The 4730-nt window shown below is 72.2% G+C and carries 7 protein-coding genes; 4 read left to right on the top strand and 3 right to left on the bottom strand.

What is annotated here, in order from left to right:
* The 3 genes from ACVNF4_RS32590 to ACVNF4_RS32580 all read right to left on the bottom strand — a co-directional run.
* A partial coding sequence (locus tag ACVNF4_RS32590; protein WP_461806487.1) for a sigma factor occupies nucleotides 1-291 on the bottom strand: 291 nt, incomplete at its 3' end.
* Between the two features lie 124 nt (nucleotides 292-415).
* Entirely contained in the window at nucleotides 416-1099 is a 684-nt protein-coding gene (locus ACVNF4_RS32585; RefSeq protein ID WP_461806486.1) for a hypothetical protein, read from the bottom strand.
* Between the two features lie 109 nt (nucleotides 1100-1208).
* Nucleotides 1209-1745 (bottom strand): hypothetical protein, encoded by a 537-nt coding sequence (locus tag ACVNF4_RS32580; RefSeq protein ID WP_461806485.1) that lies wholly within the window; start codon nucleotides 1743-1745, stop codon nucleotides 1209-1211.
* A gap of 291 nt (nucleotides 1746-2036) precedes the next feature.
* Here ACVNF4_RS32580 and ACVNF4_RS32575 point away from each other — a divergent pair, with 291 nt between their 5' ends.
* The 4 genes from ACVNF4_RS32575 to ACVNF4_RS32560 all read left to right on the top strand — a co-directional run.
* Nucleotides 2037-2444, top strand: a complete 408-nt coding sequence (locus ACVNF4_RS32575; protein ID WP_461806484.1) for a hypothetical protein — start codon at nucleotides 2037-2039, stop codon at nucleotides 2442-2444.
* Between the two features lie 110 nt (nucleotides 2445-2554).
* Entirely contained in the window at nucleotides 2555-2869 is a 315-nt protein-coding gene (locus tag ACVNF4_RS32570) for a hypothetical protein (RefSeq protein WP_461806483.1), read from the top strand.
* 5 nt (nucleotides 2870-2874) lie between these two features.
* The gene (locus tag ACVNF4_RS32565; RefSeq protein ID WP_461806482.1) at nucleotides 2875-4194 is read left to right on the top strand and encodes a tetratricopeptide repeat protein; all 1320 of its coding nucleotides are present in this window, start codon (nucleotides 2875-2877) and stop codon (nucleotides 4192-4194) included.
* Nucleotides 4195-4371: 177 nt separating this feature from the next.
* Nucleotides 4372-4730: aldehyde dehydrogenase family protein (locus tag ACVNF4_RS32560; protein ID WP_461806481.1), on the top strand; the 359-nt coding region annotated here is incomplete at its 3' end.

Below are 4730 nucleotides of genomic sequence, written 5' to 3'. Positions count from 1 at the left end.
GGCGACGGCGCGGCGGGCGATGGACAGCAGCCAGACGCGGGCCGGGGCCCGCCCCTCGTAGCGGTGCAGGCTGCCCAGGGCCCGCGCGAAGGTGTCCTGGGCCAGGTCGTCGGCGCTCTGCGGATCGCCGCTGAGATGTGCGACGTACCGGACGACGTCGCCGTGCAGCGCGCGGACGAAACGTTCGGCGGCGTACGGGTCGCCGCTGCGGGCGGCCAGCGCCCAGGCGGTCGTCGACGCGTCCGCGAGGGCGCGCTCGGACCGGGGTGCGGGCAGGACGGAAACAGTCACGTCAGGTCCTTACTCGGGTCTTCCGGGACCGGCCGGCGAAGGGCGCGGGTCACCGGTACTGGGGGCCGTGCCCGGAGCGTCCCTGTCGTACGGCGGGGTGCCCCGGTGGGTGGTTCCGGCCGTCTCAGACGGAGACGGCGACACCCTTGGGCGGGCCCCGGTAGGAGAGCGAGGAGACCAGGAAGAGACGTGCGGGCGCGCGGTGGCCTGCGGGACGGCGCCTGCGGACGGGCGGACGGTGGGCCGGCGCGGGCAGCGCCAGCAGCATCCGCAGCGGGGCCGTGAGCCGGGCGGCGGCCGTGCGCAGGAGGCCGAAGACGGCACGTTCGCCGTACGCGAGCCACAGTCCGCACAGGACGGCGGCGGCGAGGTGCCCGGCGAACATGCCGAGGGACGCGCCGTCGTCCATGTGGATCATGCTGTGGGTGTGCGGGGTGCCGTCGCCCATCACGTGCCCCGCGTGGGACATGCCCGGCATGTCCATGCCGCCCATAGGCATGGACATGTCCGGCATATCCGCCATGGACATGGGTGTCGGAGCGGCGCTCGGCGAAGCCTTCTGCGCCGCCGAGAACGCCTGGTGGAGTGTGGTCTGGGCGGTGACGACGACCGTGACGATCAGAGCGCGTCCGCGTTCACGGCCGGCCAGGAACCAGCCGGCCCCGCCGGTGGCCGCCACCCCTGCGGCCATCGCCTCCCAGGGGACGGACGTGGCCGACATCATGACGTGCGCGAGGGCGGCGAGCAGGACGCACACGGCGGAGAACACACCCGCCCGCAGCGCCCGGCCCCACCCTCCGACAGTCATAGCGCGCCCATCTTCGCACCCGGCGTCCGGTCGTCGTCAGGGGGTACGTGCAGGCATCGCCCGCCGATCACCGCCGAGACTGTGACACGCCCCACACGACGCGCTGCCGCTACGGGACGGCGGGCAGCGGCGGCAGGCCGCCCAGGAGACCGCCCACCACACCGACCACCGTGGACAGGAGACCCGTGACGGTGCTCAGGACCCCCGGCAGGTTGAGTGAGGTGAGCGCCTTGAGGAGTCCGTCGACGAGTGACTGGACCGTGGCCACAACGTCCGAGGCCGGGTCGGCGGCGCGGTCCGTCAGCCGCTGCCGGACCTCGGCGTTCGCCGTGCGCAGGGCGTCCGCGTAGGCCGTGGCCTCGGACGCGTCCATGCCGCTGCGCGCGCCCTCGGCGATCCTGGTCGCGGCCTCGACGAGGGGGGTGAACGCGTCGTCCCGTTCCTGCCGGTCCGTCACACCGAACCTGAACGCGTCCGTCCCGAGGGCCGACCCCCCGTCAGTCATGTGCGTGACGTCCCAGGTGACGGGCCAGGCTGTCGTGGGGTGCGTGTCGACGGCGGCGGCTGCCGTGCCGACGGGGCCGAAGACGAGGGCGGCACAGACCGCGGACGGCAGGAGAAGACCGCGGGAAACAGAGGCACGCATGGGACATTCCTTCCGAGAACTGCTCGACTTCAGCCCACCCTGAAAAGGGGCGGGGATCCTCGCAACCGAGCGATCGGGGTGCCCGCCCGCGGCTTCCGCCATCGCCGAACGCTGACCAGCGAGATGTCCCCCTCCCCTCCTCACCCACCGCCGTGCATCGGTACGCCCATCAGGGTGAGGCTCTGATCGCGTCCGCCACGTTTCCATGTCCGTCGAATTGTTGGCGGCCCACGCGTCCGGCGCATGAAACTCGGTCAGCCACTCACCAACTGCTGGAAGAAACGAGGACCCATGAGGATCTCCGCCCTTGCGCTGGGTGCCACCTTGATCGGCGTCGTCGCCCCCACGGCGATGGCCGCCCCGGCGCAGGCCGCCCCGGCCGCCTACGTCCAGCGCTGCACCGACCTCGGCAACGGCGACCTCTGCATCGACGTCAACGGCCGCGTCGGCCAGAACGGCGTCATCGGCGTCGGCTACTGGAAGCGCGCGGGTGCCGCCATTCACGTACGGCTCGGATGGCAGAACACCACCGGCGGCGGAGCCAACTTCAGCCGCAACGTCCACGGTCCGCTGGTCCCCGGCACGAACACCGGCACCGAGACCTGGTCCACCTATCTCGCCGCCGGCTGCGTCTACCCGCTCATCGAGGTCGTCGGCCAGGGGACGCTGAAGGGCAAGGAGGTCTGTGTCCCGTCCTGAACGTGAGGGCGGGCGCCGAGGGCTCGGGCGTTCTCCGTAGGGGTACGACCCATGTGGCCGGCCGGTCGCATGGGTCGGTACGGTACTCGCTCGATCGGCTGGGGGCAGCGATGGCTGGCAGATGGTGGCTCATGCGGGGCGACATCCGGATCGGAGAACTCCGCGAGTACGAGATCGATCAGCCGACGTTCCTGTGCCGCTTCACCCCCGGCCCCGGATGGGAGGCGGTCCGCACCTGGTTCGAACACTGGGAGACCCTGCGCGGCCCCGATCCCGACGGAAGCCGGACCATGCGAGTCGTCAAGCCCATCAGGGACCTCGGACTGACGTTGGTCCCCGACGACGGCGGAGCGCCCATGGCGCTGTTCCAGGAGTGCGTCGTCCGGATCGACAGCGAAACGGCTCGTCTGCGCTACTGGCGTTAGGGTGCGTGGCTGTGGACGCCGCCGATCTTGAGTACCGGGCCCGGACGCGGTCCGGCTGCATTCCGCCGGAGTTGGTCTCGCGGCTGCTCGCGCACGGCCACGTCGATGTGGTGGAGCGGCAGGCCGGACGTGGGGAGTGGTTCTGCGCGCTGGAGTGGGCGCGGACGCTGGGTGAGCGGGGCCGGCGGGACGACGCGTGGGAGGTGCTCGCGCCGTACCTGGCGACCGGCTGGTGGACAGCCGTCGAGGCCGCCGCCGGGCTGCTGGAGGACTGGGGCCGCGCCGAGCAGGCCATCGAGATCACCCGGGTCCGGATGGCGGCCGGGCACCCGATGGCGCTGGAGTCCTACGCGCGCCTGCTCGCCCGGCACGGCCGCGCGGACGAGGCGTTCGGCCTGCTCCTCCCGTATGCCGACGAGTCTTCCTTCGCCGTGGCGTTGGTCGACGTCGCGGGCGCGGCCGGTCGTGACGAGGAAGCCGCCGCGCTGCTCGCGGCCCGGACCGACCATCGGTGCACCGACTTTCCCTGGTGCTGCCGTGGCATCGACCGGGACACGGCGATCGGGCTCCTCGCCCGGATCCGGGAGCGCCAGGGCCGCACCGACGAGGCGATCACCCTGCTGCGCACCGCCGGTGCCGGGTGGGTCCCCGCCCGGGAGCAACTGGCCGAGTTGCTGGCGCGGCACGGCCGGCTCGACGAGTTGCGGGCGTACGCGGCGGCCGACGGCTCGGGGGGCGTCGCACGACGGCTCGCGACGGTGCTGGAGGAGCGTGATGACGTCGACGGCGCGATTGCCGCGTACCGGCAACCCGGCTCACCCGACTCGGCTTTCGACCTCGCGCGGCTCCTGGCCCGGCACGGCCGGGGAACCGAGGCGATCGACGTCATGCGTGCCCAGGCCGACACCCGCAACGGCGACGACTGGATCCTCCACGCCCTGGCAGGCCTGTGCCTCGCCCAGGACCGCCCCTCGGACGGACTGGCACACCTCGACGCCCTCGCCACCGCCTGCGGAGGCGAGGAGGAGTGGGACCTGTACTGGATACGGCTGCCTCTGATCGCCGCCCGCGACGGCGTCGACGAAGCGATCACGCAGGCCCGCTCCCACCCCGAAGGCTCCACCTCGTACGCGGCACCCCACCTCGCCGGCCTCCTCGCCGCCGCCGGACGCACCGAGGAGGCCGTCGCCGTCCTGCTCCCCCACACCTCCGCGAACCGCCACGACCTCGCCGGGTACCTCATCGACCTCGGCCGCGTCGAGGAGGCCGTGGCGGTCCTCCACCGCACCGAGCCGAGTCCGCCGGAGCCTCCGGCAGCCAGGTGACGGTGAGGTACGGTGCCCGGCCGGATAAACCTGTGGCTCGGCCAGTTCACCGGCGTTACCTTCCAGGAGACGCTCTGGCCACCGCCACGACGGCACAGCTGCTCGATACACCGTCCCGCCCGACGACGTTCCCGAGCCGATCACCCATGTCACGAAAAGGGTCCCGAGGCCGATCACATGACCGACGCGCTCGTCTCCGGAATCCTGGCCGGATACGGAATCGCCCTTCCCGTGGGGGCGATGTCCGTCCTCGTCGTCACCCTGGCCTCCCGCGTGTCGCTCAGGCGGGGCATGGCGGCGGCGCTGGGGGTGGCCACGGCCGACGGGCTCTATGCCCTGGCCGCCGTCGTCGGCGGGACCGCGCTCTCCCGGCTCATCGCGCCGGCCGCCGGGGTCTTCGAGGCGGTGGCGGCCGGTGTGCTCGTCGTGAATACGTTCAGCCTCGATATGCTCGGGCCTTTCGGGGGGTACAAGAACAGCGGGCTGGGACGGGAATTCGGACCCGAAGGGTTCGGGGAATACCTGGAGCACAAAAT

The sequence above is a fragment of the Streptomyces sp. S6 genome, assembly GCF_054880855.1.
This window is presented reverse-complemented; position numbering and strand designations above follow the sequence as displayed.